Below are 24,234 nucleotides of genomic sequence, written 5' to 3'. Positions count from 1 at the left end.
AGGCCGCTTGTTGCAAAAATGATACGCACTTAAATTTCAGTTGCTAAAGAAATGGTTGCTGAGTAGTTTCGTCATTCATGTTGGTTTTGGTTCGTGCCCGCAAGGAATCAGTGAGCAATCAAGATGAGCGAAATTCAAAATCCCTGTGTCAGCTGCGGCGCATGCTGCGGCTATTTTCGAGTGTCATTCTATTGGGCCGAAGCGGAAGACGGCGGCGGCACCGTTCCTCTATTGGTTACCGAGCCATTACCCCCTTTCCTGCGCTGTATGCAGGGCACCAATAGCCGATCCCCACGCTGTAAAGCGCTGCAAGGTGAAATCGGTCAGGCTGTCTTCTGTTCGATCTACCTTAACCGACCAAGCCCGTGCAGGGAGTTCGAGCAGTCTGGGAACAATGGCTTGCATAATGAGGCCTGCGATCGCGCCCGTGCAGGTTATAACCTGCCGCCGCTGCTATTACTGGTACCGAATAGGCTAATCGCCGAAGAAATAGGCGCTGTGCAACTCACGGGGTGCCACAGCGGCACGGAACAAGGTACAATTACCCACTGATTTATCTCTGTTCTCGACGCCAAGGAGTCTGCATGCCTATCACGGCCAACACGTTGTACCGTGACAGTTTTAACTTTTTCCGTAATCAATTGGCCAGCATCCTCTTGCTGGCTCTGTTGACCGGGCTCATTTCGGTGCTGCTCAATCAGGCTTTCAGCCCTGATGTTGAGCAGTTGAAACTTTTGAGTGCGACGGAAAGTGATTTTACCTCGACCGCCGGTATGGGAATTCAGGAAATCATTCAGCAAATGACACCAGAGCAACAAATGGTGTTGTTAAAAGTCTCTGCTGCCGCGACGTTTTCTGCCTTGGTAGGTAACGTATTGCTGGTGGGTGGGATGTTGACACTGATCCGCTTGATTTCTCAAGGTGCGCGCACCAGTGCACTGCGCGCTATCGGCATCTCTGCGCCGCAACTGCCGCGTTTGCTGTTGCTGCTGTTTGTCTGCACCCTGCTGATCCAGCTCGGTTTAACGCTGTTCATCGTGCCCGGCGTAATCTTGGCGATATCATTCTCGCTGGCACCGGTGATTTCGCTTGCTGACAACAAAGGCGTACTTGCCTCAATGAAGTTGAGCTGCAAGCTGGCCTTCGCCAACGCTCGCGTGATTGTTCCGGCAATGATGCTGTGGTTGGCTGCCAAACTGCTGGTGCTGTTCATGGTCAGCCATTTGTCTGTTCTGACGCCAAACGTCGCCAGCGTGGTTTTGACCGCACTGAGTAATCTGGTTTCAGCACTGCTGCTGGTTTATCTGTCCCGCCTGTATATGTTGCTGCGCGACTGATTATTCGTTGGATATGTCAAAGGGCACGCTTCGGCGTGCCCTTTTTGCTTATGGTGCCACAGTGGGCTCCGCCTGCTCCTTACTTTGAATCAGCTTTAAAGCCAAATAGAGATCAGGCACCAGAATCAGATCCTGATCGCGCCCCACTCGGTTGATACGGAACCAGCGCGTCAATTCAGTACGCCGCCCTGCCAGCACCAATTTTACGTTACGCTGTAACAGATCGCGTTTCAATTCATCGATTGCCGCCAACACGCTGATATCTGCGTGGGTAAAGCTGGCGACCGCATCAATTACTACCCAACGCGGCTGGAACGGCGTGCCGTCCACCAAGTTGAGGATCCGGCGCTTGAAGTAAGCCACGTTAAAATAGGTCAGCGGTGAATTGAAGCGATACATCATCACGCCTGAAACGGCCTTCACGCCGTTGTTATTCCCCATCGAGTGGATCATGCCTTCGTCGTTAACGCCCAACAGTTGCTCGGTCGGGCGGAAGACGGTGCGCAAGAATTGCATCAATCCAAGTAAAACCGCCAGACCGATACCGCTGATCACCCCCACCAGCAACACGCAAAGGAAGGTAAAGGCCGCCAGACGAAACGCCTGCGCGTTGCGGCGGCGCAAAATCCAGATCCCCCGGATGTCGATCAACGACCAGGCGGCATACATCAGCACCACGCCCAAACCAGCAACGGGGATAAACTGCAGCGGCTCGGTCAGGAACAGCAGCACAATGGCGATCACCACGGCAGCAATGATCGAAACCAACTGACTCTTGCCACCGTTAGCATCATTTACCGCCGTACGCGAATCGGCACCGCTGATAGCAAACCCTTGCGACAGCGCAGAAACAATGTTTACCAGGCCCAGCGCGCGGAACTCCGCATCAGCATTCACCTCGTAACCATTTTTTGCCGCAAAGCTACGGGCGGTCAGCATCATACTGACAAAGCTCACCACCGCCAGGTTCAATGCCGGGATCACCATGTCACGCAGCAATCCTGGCTGAAAATCTGGCCACTGGACGATGGGCAACATACCGCTGAAGCCGCCGACGGTGATAATACCGTGCTGTTGCAGATTACCAGCCCAAGTGACGAAGGTCGCTAATACGATGGCAAACAGCGGCGCAGGCCAGTTCGGCCGCAGCTTTTTAACACCAAATAGCATTAATAGCGTCAGCAAAGAGACGCCGATGGTCAGCCAGTCACTGTGCAATAAGTTACCGGGTAACGCATAAATACGTTCGATCAGTTGCGCAGGAGGCGTGCCAAATCCCGTCACCTTACCGATTTGATCGACAATTATGGTCACCGCCACGCCATTCAGCAGCCCATTGAGAATCGGCCGGGATAACAAATCGGCCAACGCCCCCAGCCGGAAACGGCTGGCAAGCAGGCACCATGCCCCCATCATGGCGGTCATCATGATAGTCAGCTGCCAGTGCAACTCCAGATTCCCGGCGGCAAGCGGCGTCACCACGGCGGCAATTACCGCACAGGTGGCCGCATCTGGGCCGACAATCAATTGGCGCGACGAACCGAAAATCGCATAGGCAATCATCGGCAAAATACAGGAGTAAAGCCCCACCACCGGGCTGACACCCGCCAGTTCGGCATAAGCGATGGCCACCGGCAGCGCCACTGCCGCTACCGATAATCCGGCACGAATATCCGATTTCAACCAACTGCGTTCATACCCTAACAAATGTGTCAAACCAGGCGTCAACGCCTGGAGAGATTTCCACTGCATAGCTATTTTCCATAGTAAATTATCGGTCTATTATTGCGTTTACTGGGCGATTGTACGAGCCGCATACGCCATTAATCCACGATGAGAATCGTAAGGTTATGCAAATTCCTGCCTAACCAGCGGAAATCCGGTGGCCAAACGCCGATAATCAGCACTTTCCCGCAGTACACAGATCCCGCCGAATCCGGTATAGTCGGCCGATGAACCTTTGATGGATTGATTTATGAAGCAGTTTCTTGATTTCCTGCCACTTATTGTCTTTTTTGCTTTTTATAAGCTCTACGATATTTACGTTGCTTCCGGCGCGTTGATCGCTGCAACCGCCCTGGCCTTAGTCTTTACCTGGATCAAATATCGCAAGGTTGAGAAGATGACGCTGATCACCTTCGTGATGGTGGCGGTATTTGGTACCTTGACGCTGGTATTCCACAACGATCTATTTATCAAGTGGAAAGTCACCGTGATCTACACCCTGTTCGCACTGGCGCTATTAGTTAGCCAACTGATCCTGAAAAAACCGCTGATCCAGCGCATGCTGGGTAAAGAACTGACGCTGCCGGATAAGGTATGGGGCAATCTCAACCTTGCTTGGGCGCTGTTCTTCCTGGCGTGTGGGCTGGCCAATATCTACGTGGCATTCTGGTTGCCGCAAGACGTTTGGGTTAACTTCAAAGTCTTTGGCCTGACCGCGCTGACGCTAGTCTTTACCCTGTTGAGTGGTGTCTATATTTATCGGCATATGCCAGCAGAACAAAAAAAATAGCCGGTGTTAATGCCCGTGGTATTTACCATGGGCAGTATTAATTTGATTCCTTTTTGATAAGCAGACAGTGATGACACAACAACCTTTACCCAGCGGAGAGCTGGTGCTGCGTACGCTGGCGATGCCAGCGGATACCAACGCCAACGGCGATATTTTTGGTGGCTGGCTGATGTCGCAAATGGATATTGGCGGTGCAATCCAGGCAAAAGAGATTGCTGAAGGGCGCGTGGTGACCGTGCGCGTCGACGGGATAACCTTCCTGAAACCGGTGGCAGTTGGCGATGTGGTCTGCTGCTATGCCCGTTGCATCCGTACCGGCCGCAGTTCGATTACCGTTAACATTGAGGTGTGGGTGAAGAAGGTCTCCTCTGCCCCAATTGGCCAGCGCTATCGTGCCACTGAAGCGGTATTCACCTATGTCGCAGTTGATGCGGTTGGTAGCCCTCGCGCCCTGCCGGATGGTAAAATGAACTTCCGCGTTGACGCCGAAGAAGAATAAGCGCGCCAGAAACGCTTAAAAGGGCTGCCAGATAAATAAGGCAGCCCTTTTTTATTATCGGCGGCAATCAATTCAAATCGGTTGACCCGTCCACTCTAAAGATAATGGTTTTTGTCAGACTTTGTGCCGTTTTAGGTTCATAACGCCATTTACGCATCGCCTGCTTCACTTCCCGTTCAAACATGTTGCGCGGCTCTGCCGACAGGATACGGAGATTCGTCACGCGCCCGTCGCTGTCGACATCAAACTGCACTTTCACCTTACCCTCAATTTGCAACGCCAAGGCCCGTGGCGGATACATCGGCTTAGACAGGCTCAGCGCTTTTGGCCCCAACTCGCGCGAGTTACCCGGCGCTGGCGCGGCAGGTGCCTGTTTGATCGGTGCGTTATCGATCGGTTTAGCCTGTGAATCACTCTCAAAAGGAGAAGGCTCACGCGGTTCAGCTTTCTTCACTTCACGCTTCACCGGTTTTTCAACCTTCGGTTTGGGTTTGGGCTTGGGTTTTTCAGGCTCAGGTTTCGGGATCGCTACCGGCACCGGCACCGGCAGTGGTTCAGGGATCGGTTCTGGTTCAGGTTCTACCTGTGGCTCAGGTTCCACAGCAGCAGGCGGCGGTGGCTCCGTCAACGCTGCCATATTGACCATCATGACGCTGATTGGAGCATCTTCCTGCTTTGGCAACTGCATTACTTCTTTTACCGAAGCATAAAGCAAGGCGGCCACCAAGGCACTGTGCAAGCCAACGGAGAGCACAATTGGCACGGAAAAACGGCGAATAAGGAACATCTTTTTTAGCGGCATAATGATTCTTTTTCCTCTGGTCCGCCAAGTTTAAATGCAAATGGTTATCATATTCAATAACGAAAGACCAACTATCGCTTTAATCACCACTAAAACCAGCAAACTCATAGGGATATTAACCTCTGCCTCGCCTTTATCCTGCGTTTTTCACACTCATTCTTAACCTTTCCTTCCCATCTGCGCAAAATTGTGCGGATTGGCGTTCCCTTGTCACCGGTTTTACGCTAATTTTACCTCACCGTTCTATAACAATGATTTTAAAGGTGAAATATGCTTTATCTGATCTACGCACAAGACGTACCCGGCTCACTGGAAAAACGCCTGGAAGCTCGTCCGGCACATCTGGCACGTCTGCAGGCGCTGCGTGATGAAGGCCGACTCGTGGTTGCGGGCCCTAACCCGGCGATCGATAGCAACGATCCCGGCAGCGCTGGTTTTACCGGCTCCACCGTGATCGCAGAATTCGCGTCTCTGGAAGCGGCAAAATCCTGGGCAGAACAAGACCCCTACGTCGCCGCTGGCGTGTATGCGGATGTCACGGTAAAGCCTTTTAAGCAGGTATTTTAAGCAAAAAAAAGCCAGCACGGAGGTGGCTGGCTAAGTGGGTTCTTCGAGGGAATTCTTGTTTAGTAAATAGTTATTCGCTAAACATACTCCCCGAATGATGTGGCCGCCACCTATCGCTGCGATAGGTTAATCTTGTTGAACCATTTCATTGAGAACCCATTTTTGCATATCGGCAAACATATCGTCCCACTCTGCCTGGTCGATATCCATAAAGCCAAAGAACCGCAGCATAAAAGCCCCCTCGGTGGCTAAAAATGCCAGCCGGGCTTTTTTGCCCTGCTCAGTGTTCAGATCCAACCCTGCGATACGGCCACGATACCATTCACGCGTGCTGTCCAGATGTTCCGGCGTTTGTATTAACGTAGCCATTAGCCCTGCCGCCTTGGCGCTCGATGCCTGATCGGAACTGCGAGTGGCCTGCATATGCGCCTGAACGATGGTAACCGGTGCCGGATCGCTGCCCGCAATGCTGTCAAAAACCTGGTCATAGGCTTTGCCCCAGCGTTCGAACATGGCATCAATCAAGGCATCTTTATTCCCGAAGCAATACTGCACTCCACCTTTGGAAATCCCCATGGCTTTAGCCACTGAATCAATGGTTAACCCAGCGGCACCTTGGGTAGCCACGATCTCTTCTGCCGCGTCCAGCACTTTGTCACGATCGATGCTTCGTTGACGCCCCATTAAGAAAACCCCTTTTCAATACGAACGTATGGATTTATATTATACTCAGTATACCACCGCAGAAACCGGGTGGTTACCGCAAGATGGCGCAGCCGCGCTATCGGTTTTTTAGGATACGATTATGCACGCCCAAAACCGCTGGTTGATCCTGGCTATGATCTCCAGCGCATTATTTTTAATCATTACCGATATGACGGTACTTTACACCGCCTTGCCACGCCTGACACAGGCGCTGGATGCCACCGCCTCACAAAAACTGTGGATTGTGAATGCCTACCCACTGGTGGTCGCCGGGTTGTTGCCGGGTGCAGGCATGCTCAGCGATCGCATCGGCCACAAGAAAATGTTTATCGCCGGGTTACCGGTCTTTGCTCTGGCTTCGCTATGTGCCGCCTTCTCCCCCAGCGCCCAGTGGCTGATTGCTGCGCGCGCGTTTCTGGCGGTCGGGGCTGCCATGATGATGCCCGCTACCTTATCCATCGTGCGCCACGTGTTTACCGATGAACGCGAGCGTTCGCTGGCCATCGGTATCTGGGCGGCAGTTGCCTCCGGTGCCGCAGCGCTTGGGCCCGTCGTCGGTGGAGCTTTGCTGGCCTATTTCTGGTGGGGAGCGGTATTTCTGATCAACGTTCCGGTAGTCATGCTGGTATTGCCCCTGGCATGGTATTGGATACCGCAATGCGGTGGCGACAATAAGCGCCCCTGTGACGTAATAGGTTCAATACAGATCATGCTCGGCCTGATTGCGGCTATCTATGCGTTGAAAGAGCTGAGCAAACCCAGCCTTTCATTACGCGACTTTGCGATTGCAGCCACGCTCGGCACCCTGTTTCTTACGCTATTCGTCCGTCGCCAGCGGCAAGCGCTGCATCCGATGATCGATTTCTCGCTGTTTCGCAACCGCATGTTTGCCAGCGGTGTCGGTGTGGCGATCATGTCGATGATCGCACTGGTGGGGGTTGAACTGGTCTTAAGCCAGCGTTTGCAGTTGGTACTGGGGATGTCCCCCTTACTGGCGGCGCTGTTTATTCTCCCTATTCCGGTGGCATCTGCGCTGGCTGGCCCATTAGCCGGGATGTTGATGCCGCGCTATGGCGAGCGCAGTATGCTGATCGGTGGCTTCGTTCTCACCGCGCTGGGGATTATTGGCGTCGTTCTGGGGTATCAAGGCAACATTGTGATGCAGCTTATATGCCTGTTTGTGATCGGATTTGGTCTTGGCGGTGCCATTACCGCCGCCTCTACCGCCATCATGCTCAACGCCCCCGAAGAGAAAGCCGGTATGGTGGCTTCTATTGAAGACGTTTCCTGGGAGCTAGGTGGCGTATTGGGTATCACTCTGCTGGGCGGCTTGATGACCGCGGTCTATAGTCACAGCCTGGCATTGCCAGATAGCCTGCCAGTTGGCGATCTGGCCTATGACAGCATTGATGAAGCATTGCGGTTAGCGGGTAATATGGGCGCTGACAGGGCGGCAGAACTGATCAAACTGGCGCGCGCCGCCTTCGATCAGGCATTTATTGCCGTGCTGATTGCTGCGTCCATACTGGTGAGCCTGAGCGCCGGGGTATTAAAATTCGCCCTGCGTCGGTAAACGCTCTACTCTTTTATCACTATCGGTTTAAACGATTATATTGATACTTGTTATCGTCTTTAACCTTGAGATAAATCCAGTTACTGTATCGGTATAGATTATTGGAACAAACCATCAGGAGAAGATTATTATGGCAACGGCAAAGAAAGCAGCGAAAACTCATATTGGCCTGGATACCAAACAATCAGCAAAACTCTCTGACGCTCTGAATGCATTACTGGCGAACTATCAGGTGTTATATATGAACGTGCGCGGTTACCACTGGAATATTTCCGGCCCGCACTTCTTTGAACTGCACGTTAAATTTGAAGAAACTTACAACGATCTGCTGCTCAAGGTCGATGAGTTGGCAGAGCGTATTCTGACTCTGGGCTCACAACCACGTCACGCTTTCAGTGACTACCTGAAAACCGCAGATATCAAAGAAGATACCAACGTGACCGATGATAAAGGCACGCTGCGCGGTTTACTGAATGGTTACGCCGTTCTGCTGCAACAACAGCGTGAGCTACTAACGCTGGCCGCTGACGCTGGCGATGAAGGCACCTCTTCACTGATGAGCGATTACATCAAACAGCAGGAAAAACAGGTGTGGATGCTGAACGCCTATCTGGGTAAATAATCCCTGTAGAGAGCAAAACAGTCCCAAAACGGGACTGTTTTGTTTTACCACTCGTAAGCCACGACGAACAACAATGCGCGACGATGCTGATCGTCCAACCGGCGGCGTACGCGAATAATATGCCGGTTACTGCATGACTGACGCTCCAGCCAATGGTGCCTGCGGCGCTGGCGCAGCCGGAGCATTCGCCAGCGACCCACTTCGTTTCTACTGCGTTTCATCGTTATGCCACCCATCCAATGCCAACCGCGCGCATTATAGCCTTTTCAGCCAGCGATCCAAGTCACGTATTACCCGCTTTTTCGCCAGTTGGGCTGCCGTTTTTTATTTTCGGCAAGTACCTTTAGTCAATCATTTTTATGTAACTTAAGTGCAGGGAAAAGGTTTCGCCTTTACCGTTCTGTGCGTACACTCACTATTGGTGGTTTGCGAACAGGATTTTTCGTCTTTATGACAACATTTTATAATGTAATCAGTTGGCTTTTGGTGTTCGGCTACTGGCTGCTTATTGCCGGGGTCACATTGCGTATTCTTATGAAACGACGCACGGTTCCTTCCGCCATGGCCTGGCTGCTGGTGATCTATATTCTGCCGTTGGTGGGGATCGTCGCTTATCTGTCTTTCGGCGAATTGCATCTGGGCAAACGCCGGGCCGAGCGCGCCAAAGCCATGTGGCCCTCAACCGCCCGTTGGCTGAATGAACTGAAAGAAAGCCGCCGGATTTTTGCTACTGAATACAGCGAAGTTGCTCGCCCGCTGTTCCAGCTTTGCCATCACCGGCAAGGTATCGACGGTGTCAAAGGCAACCAGTTGCAGTTGCTCACCACCACCGATAGCACGCTGACGGCGCTGATTCGTGATATCGAACTGGCACGGCACAATATTGAGATGGTTTTTTACATCTGGCAACCGGGTGGCCTGGTGGATCAAGTTGCGGAATCCTTGATGGCCGCCGCACGCCGTGGGGTGCATTGCCGCCTGATGCTGGACTCCGCTGGCAGCGTGCAGTTCTTCCGCAGCCCCTACCCCGGCATGATGCGCAACGCCGGGATTGAAGTGGTTGAAGCGCTCAAGGTTAATCTGTTCCGCGTGTTCCTGCGCCGTATGGATTTGCGTCAGCACCGTAAGATCGTGCTGATCGATAATTACATCGCTTATACCGGCAGCATGAACATGGTTGATCCGCGCTTTTTCAAGCAAGACGCGGGGGTTGGCCAGTGGATCGATCTGATGGCCCGCACGGAAGGCCCGGTGGCCACCACTATGGGTATTGTTTATGCCTGTGACTGGGAGATTGAAACCGGTAAACGCATTCTGCCGCCACCGCCCGACGTCAATATCATGCCGTTCGAACAGGAAAGCGGCCATACCATTCAGGTTATCGCTTCCGGCCCGGGCTTCCCTGAAGACATGATCCACCAGGCGCTGCTCACAGCGGTCTATTCCGCACGTGAACAGTTGATCATGACCACTCCCTATTTCGTACCCAGTGACGATCTGCTGCATGCCATCTGTACCGCAGCACTACGCGGCGTTGAGGTCAGCATCATCGTCCCACACGACAATGACTCAATGATGGTGCGCTGGGCCAGCCGTGCTTTCTTCTCTGAATTGCTGGAAGCCGGGGTGAAAATTTACCAGTTTAAAGGCGGATTGCTGCATACCAAGAGCGTGCTGGTTGACGGCCAGCTCAGCCTGGTGGGCACGGTCAATCTGGATATGCGCAGCCTGTGGCTGAATTTTGAAATCACGCTGGTGATCGACGACGCCGGTTTCGGCAGCGATCTGGCCTGCGTGCAAGATGATTATATCGCCCGTTCGCAGTTGCTGGATGGCCAACAGTGGCTGAAACGCCCGTTCTGGCATCGTATCGTCGAGCGCTTGTTCTACTTTTTCAGTCCGTTGCTGTAAAAGCCGCTACGGGCATGGTTTAATACTGCCAACTCATGAGTTATCGGGATTTTTTTATGGATTTGAATAATCGCCTTACCGAAGACGAAACGCTGGAGCAGGCTTACGATATCTTCCTGGAACTGGCTGGCGACAATCTGGATCCGGCAGATATTCTGCTGTTCAATCTGCAGTTTGAAGAGCGCGGCGGCGCGGAATTGTACGATCCGGCAGAAGATTGGCAGGAGCACGTCGAATACGATTTAAACCCGGATTTCTTTGCCGAAGTGGTGATTGGCTTGGCAGACAGCGACGGCGAACCGATCAACGACGTTTTTGCCCGCGTGCTGATTTGCCGCGAGAAAGACAATAAGCTGTGCCATATTTTGTGGAAAGAATAAGAGCGTTGTAGAGATAAAAAACCTGCCAACTGGCAGGTTTTTTATTGGTGGCTAGTCAATCACAGTGGATCAACCTTCAGGCAGGATACCGCATGGCGGAAACTCCCTTCCAGCAGCGGGCGCGTCTTGGCGCACTCTGGCCCGGCGATTGGGCAGCGCGTGCGGAACACACAGCCAGACGGCGGGTTGATCGGTGACGGCAGTTCCCCTTCCAGCAGTTGGATTTTCTTATCCCGCTCTTTATCCGGATCCGGGATCGGCACCGCCGACATCAGCGCCTTGGTATACGGGTGCTGCGGGTTGTGATACACCTCATCATAGGTTCCCAATTCCACCGCATGACCCAGATACATCACCAACACGCGATCGGAAATGTGCTTCACCACCGCCAGGTCGTGAGCGATAAAGATCAGCGACAGCCCCATCTCGCGCTGCAATTGCTGTAACAGATTCACCACCTGCGCCTGAATCGAGACATCCAGTGCCGAAACCGGCTCATCACAAATCACCAGTTTAGGTTCCAGGATCAGCGCGCGGGCAATACCGATGCGCTGGCACTGACCCCCGGAGAACTCATGCGGATAGCGGTTGATCAGGTTCGGCAACAAGCCAACCTTCATCATCATCACTTTCACTTTGTCCTTCACTTCCTGACGCGACATTTTCGGATGATAGGTACGCAGCGGTTCAGCAATGATTTCGCCAATGGTCATGCGCGGGTTAAGCGAAGCCAGCGGATCCTGGAAAATCATTTGAATATCGCTGCGCGTATTGCGCCAATCCGCATCACTCATTCCCAGCAGATCTTTGCCCAGCCAGGCAACCCGACCGCTGGTGGCTTTCACCAGGCCGATAATTGCGCGAGCAAAGGTGGATTTACCACAGCCGGACTCGCCAACCACCCCCAAGGTTTCGCCTTCGAACAGCCTTAAGGTGACACCGTCTACCGCTTTCAGGGTTTTAGGGGCCTGCCAGAACCACTGTTTGTCATCGTGAATGTCGAAATGCACTTTTAAATCGGCCACTTCGAGCAGCACTTTTTTATCGGTTGCTGTCATACCAATGCCTCCACCGGCTTGAAGCAGGCGCGCAGGCGCCCTTCACCAAACTGCTCCAACGGCGGAGCACTCGTGCACTGATCCATGGCATACGGGCAACGCGGCTGGAACGGGCAACCTTGTGGTAAGCGCAGCAGGTTTGGCGGATTCCCTGGAATGGTCATCAGCGCTCCACCTTCTGCATCCAAACGTGGTACCGCATTCAACAGCCCAATGGAATAAGGATGGCTCGGGCGGTAAAACACATCACGCGCGCTACCGTATTCCATGGTGCGACCGGCATACATCACCAGCACCTTGTTGCAGATCCCCGCCACCACGCCGAGATCGTGGGTGATCATGATGATGGCCGTATTGAATTCGCGCTTCAGTTCGTTCAGCAGCGTCATGATCTGCGCCTGCACGGTCACGTCCAGCGCCGTAGTCGGCTCATCGGCGATCAACAGTTTTGGTCGGCACAACAGCGCCATAGCGATCATCACGCGCTGACGCATACCGCCGGAAAACTCATGCGGATACATGCGCATACGCTTACGCGCCTCTGGCATTTTTACCGCATCCAGCATCTGTACCGACTCTTCAAACGCTTCGCTTTTGCTCATGCTTTTATGCAGCATCAGCACTTCCATCAGCTGCTCGCCGACGCGCATATAAGGGTTAAGCGACGTCATCGGGTCTTGGAAGATCATCGAAATCTCTTCTGCCCGCAGCTTGTTAAGCTGGCTTTCCGGCAGATTGAGGATTTCACGGCCGTTAAACTTCGCCGAACCACCGATGCGGCCATTGCTCGCCAGCAGGCCCATCAGCGCAAAAGCCGTTTGTGATTTGCCGGAACCAGATTCACCCACGATACCCAGCGTTTCGCCTGCACGCAGATCGAAGTTAAGATCGTTCACCGCCGTGACGTCACCGTCCGGCGTACTAAAGGTCACGCGCAGATCTTTGACGTCCAGCAGCAACGAGTTTTCATTCATGTTCATGGTGGCACTCCTTAACGATCTTTCGGGTCGAGGGCATCACGCAGGCCATCGCCGATAAAGTTGAAACAAAACAGAGTGACAACCAGGAAACTGGCCGGGAACAGCAGCAACCACGGTGAAACTTCCATCGAGTTGGCCCCATCGCTGAGCAATGCGCCCCAACTGCTTAGCGGTTCCTGCGTCCCTAACCCCAGGAAGCTGAGGAAGGATTCGAACAGGATCATGCTTGGCACCAGCAGCGAGGCATAAACCACCACTACCCCCAAAACGTTTGGCACAATATGGCGCAACACGATATTGCGCGTCGAAACGCCACAGACCAGCGCCGCTTCGATAAACTCTTTACGCTTCAGGCTCAGGGTCTGGCCGCGCACGATACGCGCCATGTCCAGCCAAGACACCATGCCGATCGCCACAAAAATCAGCAGGATGTTTTGCCCAAAGAAAGTCACCAGCAGGATCACAAAGAACATAAACGGGAAGGAGTTGAGGATTTCCAACAAACGCATCATCACCGAGTCGATTTTACCGCCCAAATAGCCAGAGGTCGCGCCATACAGCGTGCCGACGATCACCGCCACCAGCGCGGCAGCGACACCGACCATCAGCGAAATCCGCCCGCCAATCGCCACGCGTACCAGCAGATCGCGCCCAGAGGAATCCGTACCAAAGTAGTGTGCAGACTCCATGCTGGGGGCCGCCGACATCATTGCCCAGTCGGTATCGTCATAGGTAAATTGCGACAGCCAGGGTGCAAAAATCACAAACAGGGTAACTAGCACCAGCACAAACAGGCTGGTCACCGCCGCACGGTTATGTATAAAGCGCCGACGCGCGTCCTGCCACAGGCTGCGCCCTTCAACTTCCAGCTTTTCGCTGAAGTTTTCCAGAGCTTCGCTGTTCTTTTTCGTCAACATAGTGCGTGCTCCAGATTAATAACGGATTTTCGGATCGATCACGGCGTACAGAACGTCAACGATCGCGTTAAACAGAATGGTCAAAGCTCCCACCAGAATGGTCAGGCTCAGTACCAGCGAATAGTCACGGTTCAGCGCACCATTAACGAACAGTTGGCCAATCCCCGGCAGGCCATAGATGGTTTCAATCACCATCGAACCGGTAATGATGCCGACAAACGCAGGCCCCATATAAGACAGCACCGGCAGCAGCGCGGGCTTCAACGCATGGCGGAAGATAATCCGGCGCATCGGCAGGCCTTTGGCGCGTGCGGTGCGGATAAAGTTGGAGTGCAGCACTTCAATCATCGAGCCACGCATAATACGCGCGATGCTGGCGATATAGGCCAGCGATAACGCCACCATCGGCAGGATCATGAACTTCGGCGCCCCGCCGTTCCAGCCGCCGCCGGGCAACCATTTCAAGGTGATGGCAAAAATCAGCACCAGCAACGGCGCGACCACAAAACTGGGGATCACTACGCCGGTCATGGCAAACCCCATTACCATGTAGTCCCACTTGGTGTTCTGCCTCAATGCCGCAATCACCCCGGCGCTGACGCCCAGCACCACCGCCAGCACAAAGGCGGCAAAGCCGAGCTTGGCTGAAACCGGGAAGGAGGCCGCTACTAAATCGTTAACCGAATAGTCTTTGTATTTAAACGAGGGGCCGAAATCGCCTTTCGATAACTGCACCAAATAATGCCCGTACTGTTTCCAGATCGGGTCGTTCAAATGGTATTTGGCTTCGATATTGGCCAGGACTTCTGGCGGTAATGCACGCTCGCCGGTAAATGGGCTACCGGGCGCCAAGCGCATCATAAAGAAAGAGATGGTGATAAGGATAAATAGCGTCGGGATCGCCTCTAATAGGCGACGAAAAATAAATTTAAGCATAGCCCTGCTCCAGCCTGATAACGGCTTATCGCCTGAAAATGGACCGGCGACGTGCGCCACCGGCCCTTACCGTATCAATGCTTGATGATGTACAGGTTTTTGTCGTACACGTTATCAAGCGGGTCGGTCTCGGTATAACCGCCGACATAAGGCTTCACCAGCCGGGCATTCACGTAGTAGAAAACGGGCGCAATAACGGAATCTTTATCCAACTGAGCTTCGGCTTTCTGATACAACGCAGCGCGCTCTTCTTTGGTTTTGGCTTGCAGTGTCTCAGCCACTAACTTATCGAACACCGGGCTTTTATAATGTGAGGTGTTGTTGCTGCTGTCCGACAGCATAGTATTCACGAAAGCGCTAGGCTCGTTGTAGTCCGCACACCAGCCAGCGCGTGCAACGTCAAAATTCCCCTGATGGCGGCTATCCAGGAAGGTTTTCCACTCTTGGTTCACCAGCTTCACATCCACACCCAGGTTTTTCTTCCAGATCGAGGCGGCGGCGATCGCCAGTTTTTTATGCAGATCGGAAGTGTTGTACAACAATGAGAAAGTCAGCGGCTTGCCTGGGCCGTAGCCCGCCTCGGCCAGCAATTTTTTTGCTTCTTCGTTGCGCTTGTCCTGCGTCCAGCCGAACCACTCTGGAGTAGTCAGTTTTGCGCCATCAACGTAAGGCGGAGTGTAGCTGTAAGCCGGGAGATCGCCCTGGTTTTTAACTTTATTGACGATAATGTCGCGATCCAACCCCAGCTTGAGCGCCTCGCGCACGCGAGCATCGGTAAACGGCGCCTTCTGGTTGTTCATTTCGTAATAATAGGTACAGACGTAAGGTGCAACGCGCACTTCGTTCGGGATCTCTTTTTTCAGTTTCTGGAACAGTTCGATCGGCAGATAGTTATAGGTCATGTCAATCTCGCCGGAACGGTAGCGGTTTACATCGGTCACTTCAGAGGCAATCGGCAGGAAGGTCACTTTATTGATCACGGTTTTGGCGTTATCCCAATATTCCGGGTTACGCTCCAGCACGATACGTTCGTTCACCACCCAGTCTTTCAGCTTATAGGCACCGTTGCTGACGTAGTTTTGCGGCAACGTCCATTTCTCACCAAACTTCTCTACCGCTTCTTTATTGACCGGCTTCATGGCGTAATGCTGGGTCATTTCAACTAAATAAGGCACCGGCTCGGTCAAGGTGACCTGGAAGGTATGATCGTCAATGGCTTTTACGCCCAAGGTGGATTTGTCTTTTTTACCGGCAATAATGTCATCGACGTTCTCTACGTGGGCATATTGCAGGTAGCTGGCATAAGGGGAGGCAGTTTTCGGATCGACGATACGCTGCCAGCTATAGACGAAATCCTGCGCCGTCACCGGTTGGCCGTTCGACCATTTAGCGTCTTTGCGCAGGTGGAAGGTCCACACTTTAAAGCCTTGGTTATCCCAACTTTCTGCCGCACCCGGCACAATGGAACCCTCTGGCGTGGTATTGGCTAGCCCCTCGAGCAGATCGCGGGTAACGTTGTTTTCCGGCACGCCTTCAATTTTATGCGGATCGAGAGACTGCACTTCTGCACCGTTGTTTTTAACCAGTTCCTGCTTGTCTGCCAGTTGCACGCCCGCAGGCACCTTAGCCGCAAAAGCATTTCCGGTTGCTGCAATGCCCAGTGCGGCAATAATACCGGCAGCCAGGAGTGATTTTTTTGTGATGTTGGTCATATCTAGAACTCCAGTTTTTATTATCACAGAACCATCGTGGGTTCTGCGTTGCCCGTTGACCGGGTGGGTTGTGGCCAGACAGCGCGGAACGACGCAGTGCAGCCTTTCTTCTGTATTACCTGCCGTTACCAGTAATACCCGTGATTACTGCTTGGTCCTTTTACCTAACAAATATGAAATGGTCATACTTGGAAATATTTAGTAAAAAAACCAAATAAAATAATATCAGCAAAATTCATTCCTGCTTTACGCGAAAAACTAAGAATTATCAGCAGTAAAGTTGCTCGGAAACTAGCAGAAGCAAAAAACCTTAGCCAATAATTTTTGCAAAAATGTTAAGCGTTTCTCTTTTATCAGCCCACATACCGACCAAACGCTCTCGTTATAAAATCGCCATGTTATTTTAATTACATGATTTTATTGAGCAAAAAAGAAAACCTTCGGGTAGCACATGGCTTGCACAGCAAAAACCCACAAAAAGAAACATTTAGTTAACAAAGCAGCAGTTAAAAGAATAAACACCTGCTTATGCCTAGTTAATCACTAATAACACCTGGATGAAACGGAGACAAGCCCTACAGAATGATGTGACTAAATTAACAGCAGATTTGATCTGCGAAGGGGAAAATCAGGAAAAATAGACTTATGAAATGTACTGGAAATAATACTAGGTGTTTTATTGGGCAATAAAGGAAGACTTATGCTACGGAGTGGTGAAATAGAATAAAAACCAAACAGATACCGCCGTTTATTAAAGCAGAAAAGTATTTATGTTGAATGATTAAAAAATTTTAAGCCAATAATTAACCTCTGGCAGCCCCTAAGCAACGAGCCTCAGGAATGAGGCCCGCTGTTAGCGTATTAAAGGATATTCGTGGTTATAGCAACCCAGGGAATATTGCCTTGATCCCAGTGACAATAAATTCGATACCCAATGCCATCAGCAACAGACCCATGATACGGGTAACGACGTTGATACCGGTTTGCCCCAGCAAACGCACCAGCAGTGGCGCGGCGCGGAACAACAGCCAGCAGCAGAAAGCAAACACCGCAACGGCCAGACTAAAACCTAACAGGTTCTGCCAACTGTGGTAACGCGAACTCCAGACAATGGTTGAACTGATCGCCCCCGGCCCCGCCATCAACGGCAGTGCCAGTGGAACCACACCAATGCTTTCGCGGATTGCGCTCTCTGATTTTTCTTGTTTGTTCTGTTTATCTTCACCCAACTTGCCGCTGATCATCGACATCGCAATGCTCACCACCAGGATCCCACCCGCGATACGGAACGAGTCGATGGAAATGCCGAACACGCGCAGTATCGCCTCCCCCAAAAACAGCGAAGTCCACAAAATAATCGCCACCGACAGGTTAGCCGTCAGGTTGGTTTTATTACGCCCCGCCTCCGCCTGATAGCTGGTCATACTAATAAAGACCGGTAAGATGCCCACCGGGTTTACCAATGCAAACAAGCCAACAAAGAACTTGATGTAGACGGAAAAATCCAACAGAGATTGGCCCACGAAAAACTCCGCATAAATAGCTATAGAAAGAGACACTGCCGATGCGCGCTAATGTAATAGAATTGTGTCCGGTAATCCATCCGCTAAGAACAGCATTTTCCCCTACCAGACCATAATGTTACAAAGTAATTCCCCATTGTTAACTTAGTGTATAGCTGTTGATGTTTTAAGTGTAAAAATGCCAGCAACGCCCACCAAGGTGAGAGTGATTATCATTAACTCACTGCTGAAAGGTGTCAGCTTGCGATTTTTATGATTTAAATCACAAAACAACTACTCAGGAATAGTTAAGCTCTTTGTCATAGTCAGAAGGTAGAACAGGTTTAGTTTAACACTGCCTGCACTAGAAGCTCTTTAAGACAATCAGCCGTAAGAATCGCAAAAGACCAGAAAGCCGTCGTGCCTTAACAGACGCCGCCCTTTCTCAAGTCTATACTAGTTGCTCGAACGGCTTATTCACTGAAAGAGTTTAACATTATCAGGAGAGCATTATGGCTGTAACGAATGTCGCTGAACTGAACGAGCTTGTAGCACGTGTCAAAAAAGCCCAGCGCGAGTATGCCAACTTCTCACAAGAGCAAGTTGATAAGATTTTCCGCGCTGCTGCCCTCGCCGCTGCTGATGCCCGTATCCCCTTGGCTAAAATGGCCGTTGAAGAATCAGGTATGGGTATCGTTGAAGACAAAGTGATCAAAAACCACTTCGCTTCCGAGTATATCTACAACGCTTATAAAGATGAAAAGACCTGCGGTATCCTCTCCGAAGACGATACTTTCGGTACCATCACTATCGCTGAGCCGATTGGCCTGATCTGCGGTATCGTACCGACCACCAACCCAACCTCTACCGCCATCTTCAAAGCGCTGATCAGCCTGAAGACCCGTAACGGTATTATTTTCTCCCCGCATCCACGTGCGAAAAATGCTACCAACAAAGCAGCAGATATCGTGTTGCAGGCGGCTATCGCGGCAGGTGCGCCAAAAGATATCGTTGGCTGGATCGATCAGCCTACCGTTGATCTGTCTAACCAACTGATGCATCACCCAGACATCAACCTGATTCTGGCTACCGGCGGCCCAGGCATGGTGAAAGCAGCGTACAGCTCAGGTAAACCGGCTATCGGCGTGGGTGCTGGTAACACTCCGGTGGTGGTTGATGAAACTGCCGATATCAAGCGTGTTGTCGCCTCTATCCTGATGTCGAAAACCTTCGACAGCGGCGTAATCTGTGCTTCTGAACAATCGGTTATCGTGGTTGATTCTGTCTATGATGCCGTGCGTGCGCGTTTCGCTTCCCATGGCGGCTATATGCTGCAGGGTAAAGAGCTGAAAGCCGTTCAGGATATCATCCTGAAAAATGGTGGTCTGAACGCCGCCATCGTGGGCCAGTCTGCACCAAAAATCGCTGAAATGGCCGGCATCAGCGTGCCAGCTAACACCAAAATTCTGATCGGTGAAGTGAAACTGGTTGATGAATCCGAACCCTTTGCCCACGAAAAACTGTCGCCTACCCTGGCGATGTACCGTGCCAAAGACTTCGAAGATGCCGTCAGCAAAGCCGAAAAACTGGTCGCCATGGGCGGTATCGGCCACACCTCTTGCCTGTACACCGATCAAGACAACCAGACTGCGCGCGTTGAGTATTTCGGCGACAAGATGAAAACCGCACGTATCCTGATCAACACCCCAGCCTCTCAGGGTGGTATCGGTGACCTGTACAACTTTAAACTCGCGCCATCGCTGACGCTGGGCTGTGGTTCTTGGGGGGGTAACTCCATCTCTGAAAACGTCGGTCCAAAACATCTGATCAACAAGAAAACTGTAGCGAAGCGGGCAGAAAACATGTTGTGGCACAAACTTCCTAAATCAATCTACTTCCGCCGTGGCTCACTGCCTATCGCGCTGGATGAAGTGGCTAGCGATGGGGCAAAGCGCGCCTTTATCGTTACCGACCGCTACCTGTTCAATAACGGTTATGCCGATCAGATCACCAAAGTTCTGAAATCGCACGGTATTGAAACGGAAGTGTTCTTTGAAGTAGAAGCTGACCCAACGTTGAGCATCGTGCGTAAAGGTGCTGAGCAGATGAACTCCTTCAAACCAGACGTGATCATCGCGCTGGGTGGTGGTTCACCGATGGACGCAGCGAAAATCATGTGGGTGCTGTACGAACATCCTGAAACCCACTTCGAAGACCTGGCGCTGCGCTTTATGGATATCCGTAAGCGTATCTACAAGTTCCCGAAAATGGGTGTGAAAGCGAAGATGATCGCCGTCACCACCACTTCAGGTACCGGTTCAGAAGTCACGCCGTTCGCGGTGGTGACCGACGATGCCACTGGCCAGAAATACCCACTGGCAGATTATGCGCTGACCCCGGATATGGCGATTGTCGATGCCAACCTGGTGATGAACATGCCTAAATCCCTGTGCGCCTTCGGCGGCCTGGATGCGGTCACTCACGCCCTGGAAGCTTATGTTTCTGTACTGGCCAACGAATATTCAGACGGCCAGGCGCTGCAAGCCCTGAAGCTGCTGAAAGAATATCTGCCAGCCAGCTATAAAGAAGGCGCGAAGAACCCGGTAGCACGTGAACGTGTGCACAACGCCGCGACCATCGCCGGTATTGCGTTTGCTAACGCCTTCCTGGGTGTGTGTCACTCAATGGCCCACAAACTGGGTTCTGAGTTCCACATTCCGCACGGTTTGGCCAACGCCATGCTGATTTCGAACGTTATCCGTTATAACGCTAACGATAACCCGACTAAGCAGACCGCATTCAGCCAGTATGACCGCCCACAGGCGCGTCGTCGCTACGCTGAGATTGCCGATCACCTTGGCCTGAGCGCCGCGGGTGACCGTACTGCGCAGAAGATCGAAAAACTGCTGAAATGGCTGGACGAGATCAAAGCGGAACTGGGCATCCCTGCTTCTATCCGTGAAGCTGGCGTGCTGGAAGCGGACTTCCTGGCGAAAGTCGACAAACTGTCTGAAGATGCGTTTGATGACCAATGTACCGGTGCCAACCCGCGTTATCCGTTGATTGCTGAACTCAAGCAAATCCTGATGGATACCTTCTACGGCCGCGAATTTAGCGAAGATACCGAAGAAGTTGCGGCAGCGGCTCCGGTGGCAGCCAAAGCTGAAAAAAAGTCCAAGAAGTAACCCGCTCCTTGAGCTGACAAAAAACCCGCCTTTTCGGCGGGTTTTTTTATATTCACTCAGGCCGCGCTTAGCAAACTCTGCACGATCTAACGGAAAACTGATACGTTCCTACCAATATCATCTTCCAACCTCACAGCAAGCCGCTGTCGGCCTCTGTGATAAGGTTATTCCTGCGTCTTGATCGCTTCTTTATAATGCTTGCGGCATACGGACACGTAACTTTCATTACCGCCGATAACCACCTGCTCGCCAGCATGCAGCGCTTTACCGTTTTCGCCCAAACGAAGCACCATATTGGCTTTGCGACCACAGTGGCAGATGGTTTTCAGTTCGACCAGTTTGTCAGCCCAAGCCAGCAAATAGTGACTGCCGATAAACAACTCACCGAGAAAGTCCGTACGCAGGCCGTAACACAACACCGGAATATCTAATTGATCCACCACCTCACAGAGTTCTTCAACCTGCCCTTTAGTCAGGAACTGGCTTTCATCAACCAAAACGCAGTGTACGGGCTGCTGCTGATGTTCCTGGTTAATCATGGCATACAGTTGAGTTCCGTTATTAAAGAGCTGCGCTTGCGACGACAGCCCTATTCGGGAACTGACTTTACCCACGCCAAAGCGGTGATCGATTTCAGCCGTAAACACCAAGGTCCGCATACCACGTTCTTGATAATTATATGAAGATTGTAATAACGCGGTAGATTTTCCTGCATTCATAGCAGAGTAATAAAAATAAAGCTGAGCCATGGCCCGCGACTCCAGTGGTATAAGAAATATTCAGTTAAAGATGCGGCGGCCAGTGTAACATATCCCTTTGTCAGACTCAGCCGGGCAACGAGTCATTATCGGGACATGTAATAGGCAAATTCTCAAATGAAGCTTTTTGCTGCAAACATTGCCCGTTTTTACATCTATTTACAGAATGCACCTCTTGGCCGATCACAATTTAATTATTACCAATGATTAACCAAATTCATTAATGATGTGTCAATGATCATACATAGGCCCGCAAAGTGCAGGCTTACAGGCATAAGGCGGTGCTATTAAAAATCTTATCACCAATTACCCAGGGGTTAATTGCAATCTCACATGATATGACATTTCTAACGTTATCCTTACCTAACCCCCCTTTTGTTTACACTACCTGCCGCTTACGGCAGTGATTAAGCCCTACAGAATTCATCCTCACCCTGTTATAGAACGCAATTATATCTGCTTGGTGAAATGCCTTTTAGCTCGATGAACATACAGCGCCGGTTGAAAATTTAGCTTAGCAACATGTAGAGTAATAGTTAGATTATCAGGGGTTATTAGCAAGACAGTTCTCAATATCGGTTTTTTTTAAAGGTAAATTTAGGATCTCTTTCAATTTGGCTATTGCAGAAAAGAAAAGAGCACTCTATTATTATGCAAACGCCCCCCCACCAATATAATTTGAGACTAGAACAATGAGCGAAGCATTAAAGATTTTGAACAACATCCGTACTCTACGTGCACAAGCTAGAGAATGTAGTCTGGAAACGCTGGAAGAGATGCTTGAGAAATTGGAAGTTGTTGTTAACGAGCGTCGCGATGAAGACAGCCAAGCTCAAGCTGAAATTGAAGAGCGCACTCGCAAACTGCAACAATATCGCGAAATGCTGATTGCTGATGGCATTGATCCAAACGAATTGCTGCAAACTATGGCTGCAACTAAAGCCGCAGGCAAAGCAAAACGCGCAGCACGTCCAGCTAAATACCACTATAAAGATGAAAACGGCGAAATGAAAACCTGGACCGGCCAGGGCCGTACTCCGGCAGTGATTAAAAAAGCTATCGAAGAGCAAGGGAAATCCTTAGACGATTTCTTGCTGTAATAACGGCTTTAGCTAACTCAAAAAGCTCCCGATGGGAGCTTTTTGCTTTTCAATAACCCTCCCCCTCTAATTTTTACTGCAAAACGTAATCAACATTCTGAAGACATACGAAAAAAGAGGCCGAAGCCTCTTTATTTATCCTGACGGATGTTCATTTACTGAACTTTATAAAACGCCTTGTACCATTCAACAAAGCGCTTAACGCCTTCTTCAACGCTGATTTCAGGCTTAAATCCGATAGTCTGGTAAAGCTCGTCAGTATCCGCGCTGGTATCCATAACGTCACCAGGTTGCATCGGCAGCATATTTTTCCGTGCAGTGATACCTAATGCATCTTCCAAGGCATGAATATATTCCATGAGCTTCACAGGGCTGCTGTTGCCGATATTATAAACATGATACGGCGCAGAACTGGTCGCAGGCGAGCCTTGTTCAACCGTCCAATTGGCATTAGGTTGTGGAACGATGGCCTGTAAACGCACAACCGCCTCGGTAATATCATCAATGTAAGTAAAATCACGATGCATTTCACCGTGGTTATATACATCAATACTTTCGCCCGCCAATATCGCCTTAGTGAATTTAAACAGGGCCATATCCGGACGTCCCCAAGGGCCATATACGGTGAAGAAACGTAAGCCCGTAGTAGGAAGCCCATATAAATGCGAATAACTATGAGACATCAGTTCATTGGCTTTCTTGGTCGCCGCATACAAGGATATGGGGTGATCCACCGAATCTTCAGTCGAAAATGGCAACTTGCGATTAAGACCATATACCGAACTGGATGAGGCATACACTAAATGCCCCACCTTATTATGCCGGCATCCTTCAAGGATGTTCAGATGACCAATCAGGTTTGAATCAGCATAAGCCAGGGGGTTATCCAACGAATAACGCACCCCAGCCTGAGCACCAAGATGAATGACACGTTCGAACTGGTGCGCAACGAAAAGCCCGGCAATACCGCTGCGATCGGCCAGATCAAGCTTGATAAATTGAAACGCGGGTTTATCAGCCAGTAAATCAAGCCGAGCCTGTTTCAGGCCGACATCATAATAATCATTCAGGTTGTCGATACCGACAACCTGATGCCCAGCGGCTAACAAACGCTCTATTACGTGATACCCAATAAAACCTGCAGCGCCTGTAACCAGGAATTTCATGCTCACCTC

Annotated in this window: 23 protein-coding genes; 11 read left to right on the top strand and 12 right to left on the bottom strand. The window is 51.2% G+C overall.

Features of this window, described 5'->3' with window-relative positions; translation table 11 throughout:
• Positions 1–123: 123 nt before the first annotated feature.
• Positions 124–552, top strand: a complete 429-nt coding sequence (locus ACX1CU_RS10990; protein ID WP_459402577.1) for a YkgJ family cysteine cluster protein — start codon at positions 124–126, stop codon at positions 550–552.
• A gap of 32 nt (positions 553–584) precedes the next feature.
• Complete coding sequence (locus ACX1CU_RS10985) at positions 585–1,337, top strand: YciC family protein (RefSeq protein ID WP_459402576.1); 753 nt, start codon at positions 585–587, stop codon at positions 1,335–1,337.
• 48 nt (positions 1,338–1,385) lie between these two features.
• Here ACX1CU_RS10985 and ACX1CU_RS10980 read toward each other — a convergent pair whose 3' ends face one another.
• On the bottom strand, positions 1,386–3,089 hold the full coding sequence (locus tag ACX1CU_RS10980; protein WP_459402575.1) for a SulP family inorganic anion transporter: 1,704 nt from the start codon (positions 3,087–3,089) through the stop codon (positions 1,386–1,388).
• A 223-nt stretch (positions 3,090–3,312) separates the two neighbouring features.
• Between ACX1CU_RS10980 and ACX1CU_RS10975 the strand changes: the two genes are divergently transcribed.
• Positions 3,313–3,852 (top strand): septation protein A, encoded by a 540-nt coding sequence (locus tag ACX1CU_RS10975; RefSeq protein ID WP_459402574.1) that lies wholly within the window; start codon positions 3,313–3,315, stop codon positions 3,850–3,852.
• Between the two features lie 70 nt (positions 3,853–3,922).
• Entirely contained in the window at positions 3,923–4,351 is a 429-nt protein-coding gene (gene yciA, locus ACX1CU_RS10970) for an acyl-CoA thioester hydrolase YciA (protein WP_459402573.1), read from the top strand.
• Positions 4,352–4,418: 67 nt separating this feature from the next.
• On the opposite strand, the gene tonB is transcribed toward yciA, so the two are convergent.
• Positions 4,419–5,153: a TonB system transport protein TonB gene (gene tonB / locus ACX1CU_RS10965; protein WP_459402572.1), complete on the bottom strand. Its 735-nt coding sequence runs from the start codon at positions 5,151–5,153 to the stop codon at positions 4,419–4,421.
• A gap of 270 nt (positions 5,154–5,423) precedes the next feature.
• Here tonB and ACX1CU_RS10960 point away from each other — a divergent pair, with 270 nt between their 5' ends.
• On the top strand, positions 5,424–5,720 hold the full coding sequence (locus tag ACX1CU_RS10960; protein ID WP_459402571.1) for a YciI family protein: 297 nt from the start codon (positions 5,424–5,426) through the stop codon (positions 5,718–5,720).
• A 126-nt stretch (positions 5,721–5,846) separates the two neighbouring features.
• Here ACX1CU_RS10960 and ACX1CU_RS10955 read toward each other — a convergent pair whose 3' ends face one another.
• The gene (locus ACX1CU_RS10955) at positions 5,847–6,404 is read right to left on the bottom strand and encodes a TetR/AcrR family transcriptional regulator (RefSeq protein ID WP_459402570.1); all 558 of its coding nucleotides are present in this window, start codon (positions 6,402–6,404) and stop codon (positions 5,847–5,849) included.
• A gap of 121 nt (positions 6,405–6,525) precedes the next feature.
• Here ACX1CU_RS10955 and ACX1CU_RS10950 point away from each other — a divergent pair, with 121 nt between their 5' ends.
• Together ACX1CU_RS10950 and ACX1CU_RS10945 are read left to right on the top strand one after the other, a co-directional pair.
• Positions 6,526–7,998 (top strand): MFS transporter, encoded by a 1,473-nt coding sequence (locus tag ACX1CU_RS10950; protein ID WP_459402569.1) that lies wholly within the window; start codon positions 6,526–6,528, stop codon positions 7,996–7,998.
• A gap of 130 nt (positions 7,999–8,128) precedes the next feature.
• On the top strand, positions 8,129–8,620 hold the full coding sequence (locus ACX1CU_RS10945) for a Dps family protein (protein WP_459402568.1): 492 nt from the start codon (positions 8,129–8,131) through the stop codon (positions 8,618–8,620).
• A gap of 44 nt (positions 8,621–8,664) precedes the next feature.
• Here ACX1CU_RS10945 and ACX1CU_RS10940 read toward each other — a convergent pair whose 3' ends face one another.
• On the bottom strand, positions 8,665–8,841 hold the full coding sequence (locus ACX1CU_RS10940; RefSeq protein ID WP_459402567.1) for a YciY family protein: 177 nt from the start codon (positions 8,839–8,841) through the stop codon (positions 8,665–8,667).
• Positions 8,842–9,070: 229 nt separating this feature from the next.
• On the opposite strand from ACX1CU_RS10940, the gene cls reads away from it, so the two are divergent.
• A complete protein-coding gene (gene cls, locus ACX1CU_RS10935; RefSeq protein WP_459402566.1) occupies positions 9,071–10,531 on the top strand; it encodes a cardiolipin synthase in 1,461 nt (486 codons plus the stop codon).
• 56 nt (positions 10,532–10,587) lie between these two features.
• Complete coding sequence (locus ACX1CU_RS10930) at positions 10,588–10,911, top strand: HI1450 family dsDNA-mimic protein (RefSeq protein WP_459402565.1); 324 nt, start codon at positions 10,588–10,590, stop codon at positions 10,909–10,911.
• A gap of 59 nt (positions 10,912–10,970) precedes the next feature.
• Here the strand turns inward: ACX1CU_RS10930 and oppF are convergent, their stop codons facing one another.
• The 6 genes from oppF to ACX1CU_RS10900 form a co-directional block, all read right to left on the bottom strand.
• Positions 10,971–11,969, bottom strand: coding sequence for a murein tripeptide/oligopeptide ABC transporter ATP binding protein OppF (gene oppF, locus ACX1CU_RS10925; RefSeq protein WP_459402564.1), 999 nt, complete (start codon positions 11,967–11,969; stop codon positions 10,971–10,973).
• Positions 11,966–12,949, bottom strand: a complete 984-nt coding sequence (oppD, locus tag ACX1CU_RS10920; protein WP_459402563.1) for an oligopeptide ABC transporter ATP-binding protein OppD — start codon at positions 12,947–12,949, stop codon at positions 11,966–11,968. Before oppD ends, oppF begins: the two co-directional genes overlap by 4 nt.
• 11 nt (positions 12,950–12,960) lie before the next feature.
• Complete coding sequence (gene oppC, locus ACX1CU_RS10915) at positions 12,961–13,866, bottom strand: oligopeptide ABC transporter permease OppC (RefSeq protein ID WP_459402562.1); 906 nt, start codon at positions 13,864–13,866, stop codon at positions 12,961–12,963.
• Between the two features lie 15 nt (positions 13,867–13,881).
• Positions 13,882–14,802, bottom strand: coding sequence for an oligopeptide ABC transporter permease OppB (gene oppB / locus ACX1CU_RS10910; RefSeq protein WP_459402561.1), 921 nt, complete (start codon positions 14,800–14,802; stop codon positions 13,882–13,884).
• A 74-nt stretch (positions 14,803–14,876) separates the two neighbouring features.
• Entirely contained in the window at positions 14,877–16,514 is a 1,638-nt protein-coding gene (gene oppA, locus ACX1CU_RS10905) for an oligopeptide ABC transporter substrate-binding protein OppA (RefSeq protein ID WP_459402560.1), read from the bottom strand.
• A gap of 878 nt (positions 16,515–17,392) precedes the next feature.
• On the bottom strand, positions 17,393–18,037 hold the full coding sequence (locus ACX1CU_RS10900) for a YchE family NAAT transporter (RefSeq protein ID WP_459402559.1): 645 nt from the start codon (positions 18,035–18,037) through the stop codon (positions 17,393–17,395).
• Between the two features lie 491 nt (positions 18,038–18,528).
• On the opposite strand from ACX1CU_RS10900, the gene adhE reads away from it, so the two are divergent.
• Positions 18,529–21,201: a bifunctional acetaldehyde-CoA/alcohol dehydrogenase gene (adhE, locus tag ACX1CU_RS10895; protein ID WP_459402558.1), complete on the top strand. Its 2,673-nt coding sequence runs from the start codon at positions 18,529–18,531 to the stop codon at positions 21,199–21,201.
• 164 nt (positions 21,202–21,365) lie between these two features.
• Here adhE and ACX1CU_RS10890 read toward each other — a convergent pair whose 3' ends face one another.
• The gene (locus ACX1CU_RS10890) at positions 21,366–21,950 is read right to left on the bottom strand and encodes a thymidine kinase (RefSeq protein ID WP_459402557.1); all 585 of its coding nucleotides are present in this window, start codon (positions 21,948–21,950) and stop codon (positions 21,366–21,368) included.
• A gap of 701 nt (positions 21,951–22,651) precedes the next feature.
• On the opposite strand from ACX1CU_RS10890, the gene hns reads away from it, so the two are divergent.
• Positions 22,652–23,059, top strand: a complete 408-nt coding sequence (gene hns / locus ACX1CU_RS10885) for a histone-like nucleoid-structuring protein H-NS (protein ID WP_459402556.1) — start codon at positions 22,652–22,654, stop codon at positions 23,057–23,059.
• Between the two features lie 155 nt (positions 23,060–23,214).
• On the opposite strand, the gene ACX1CU_RS10880 is transcribed toward hns, so the two are convergent.
• On the bottom strand, positions 23,215–24,225 hold the full coding sequence (locus ACX1CU_RS10880; RefSeq protein ID WP_459402555.1) for an NAD-dependent epimerase: 1,011 nt from the start codon (positions 24,223–24,225) through the stop codon (positions 23,215–23,217).
• Positions 24,226–24,234 lie beyond the last annotated feature (9 nt).

This window comes from Serratia sp. D1N4 (assembly GCF_054552755.1).
Note: the sequence above shows the minus strand (reverse complement) of the source record. Positions and strands in the feature narration are given on the sequence as shown.

Coding starts and splice junctions, on each gene's coding strand:
- cls (WP_459402566.1), top strand. CDS start 9,071: ATGACAACATTTTATAATGTAATCAGTTGGCTTTTGGTGTTCGGCTAC.
- oppF (WP_459402564.1), bottom strand. CDS start 11,969: ATGACAGCAACCGATAAAAAAGTGCTGCTCGAAGTGGCCGATTTAAAA.
- ACX1CU_RS10880 (WP_459402555.1), bottom strand. CDS start 24,225: ATGAAATTCCTGGTTACAGGCGCTGCAGGTTTTATTGGGTATCACGTA.
- ACX1CU_RS10950 (WP_459402569.1), top strand. CDS start 6,526: ATGCACGCCCAAAACCGCTGGTTGATCCTGGCTATGATCTCCAGCGCA.
- oppC (WP_459402562.1), bottom strand. CDS start 13,866: ATGTTGACGAAAAAGAACAGCGAAGCTCTGGAAAACTTCAGCGAAAAG.
- ACX1CU_RS10975 (WP_459402574.1), top strand. CDS start 3,313: ATGAAGCAGTTTCTTGATTTCCTGCCACTTATTGTCTTTTTTGCTTTT.
- oppD (WP_459402563.1), bottom strand. CDS start 12,949: ATGAACATGAATGAAAACTCGTTGCTGCTGGACGTCAAAGATCTGCGC.
- oppA (WP_459402560.1), bottom strand. CDS start 16,514: ATGACCAACATCACAAAAAAATCACTCCTGGCTGCCGGTATTATTGCC.
- hns (WP_459402556.1), top strand. CDS start 22,652: ATGAGCGAAGCATTAAAGATTTTGAACAACATCCGTACTCTACGTGCA.
- oppB (WP_459402561.1), bottom strand. CDS start 14,802: ATGCTTAAATTTATTTTTCGTCGCCTATTAGAGGCGATCCCGACGCTA.
- ACX1CU_RS10940 (WP_459402567.1), bottom strand. CDS start 8,841: ATGAAACGCAGTAGAAACGAAGTGGGTCGCTGGCGAATGCTCCGGCTG.
- ACX1CU_RS10980 (WP_459402575.1), bottom strand. CDS start 3,089: ATGCAGTGGAAATCTCTCCAGGCGTTGACGCCTGGTTTGACACATTTG.
- tonB (WP_459402572.1), bottom strand. CDS start 5,153: ATGCCGCTAAAAAAGATGTTCCTTATTCGCCGTTTTTCCGTGCCAATT.
- yciA (WP_459402573.1), top strand. CDS start 3,923: ATGACACAACAACCTTTACCCAGCGGAGAGCTGGTGCTGCGTACGCTG.
- adhE (WP_459402558.1), top strand. CDS start 18,529: ATGGCTGTAACGAATGTCGCTGAACTGAACGAGCTTGTAGCACGTGTC.
- ACX1CU_RS10985 (WP_459402576.1), top strand. CDS start 585: ATGCCTATCACGGCCAACACGTTGTACCGTGACAGTTTTAACTTTTTC.
- ACX1CU_RS10955 (WP_459402570.1), bottom strand. CDS start 6,404: ATGGGGCGTCAACGAAGCATCGATCGTGACAAAGTGCTGGACGCGGCA.
- ACX1CU_RS10960 (WP_459402571.1), top strand. CDS start 5,424: ATGCTTTATCTGATCTACGCACAAGACGTACCCGGCTCACTGGAAAAA.
- ACX1CU_RS10930 (WP_459402565.1), top strand. CDS start 10,588: ATGGATTTGAATAATCGCCTTACCGAAGACGAAACGCTGGAGCAGGCT.
- ACX1CU_RS10945 (WP_459402568.1), top strand. CDS start 8,129: ATGGCAACGGCAAAGAAAGCAGCGAAAACTCATATTGGCCTGGATACC.
- ACX1CU_RS10990 (WP_459402577.1), top strand. CDS start 124: ATGAGCGAAATTCAAAATCCCTGTGTCAGCTGCGGCGCATGCTGCGGC.
- ACX1CU_RS10890 (WP_459402557.1), bottom strand. CDS start 21,950: ATGGCTCAGCTTTATTTTTATTACTCTGCTATGAATGCAGGAAAATCT.